Annotated in this window: 1 protein-coding gene; it reads left to right on the top strand. The window is 60.4% G+C overall.

The window, feature by feature from the left end; translation table 11 throughout:
* Window positions 1-353, top strand: a 353-nt coding sequence (locus M3180_RS22310) for a transaldolase family protein (RefSeq protein ID WP_285855853.1), incomplete at its 5' end; no start/stop codon positions are given.
* Between the last annotated feature and the right edge of the window lie 114 nt (window positions 354-467).

The following is a 467-nucleotide window of genomic DNA, read 5'->3' as shown; positions in this document are numbered from 1 at the left end:
TCCCGACCCTTGGCACCGCCGTCTACAGCGCTTCGCAAGGCCTGCTGGCCGCGCTGGCCGGCGCAAAGTACGTCGCGCCTTACGTTAACCGCGTCGACGCCCAGGGCGGGGACGGCATCCGCATGGTGCAGGAGCTGCAATCCCTGCTGGAAATGCATGCGCCCGAGAGCAAAGTTCTGGCGGCAAGCTTCAAAACGCCACGCCAGGCGCTGGATTGTCTGCTGGCTGGCTGCGAAGCAATCACCCTTCCACTAGATGTAGCGCAACAAATGCTCGGCACCCCTGCGGTAGAGTCAGCCATAGAGAAGTTTGAACAAGACTGGAATAACGCCTTTGGCACGCTGAATCTGTAACCGGATCCGCGAGCCGCCTGCGGGCGGCGTCACGGTCATCGAGGAGGAATCGAAATGGATCGCATTATTCAATCACCAGGCAAATATATCCAGGGCGCAGGCGCCATCAAGCGC

Origin of the sequence: Paenibacillus camelliae, assembly GCF_023715345.1 — a bacterium.
GTDB lineage: Bacteria > Bacillota > Bacilli > Paenibacillales > Paenibacillaceae > Pristimantibacillus > Pristimantibacillus camelliae.
The sequence above is the reverse complement of the archived record's forward strand: the minus strand, read 5'-3'. Positions and strand labels throughout refer to the sequence as shown.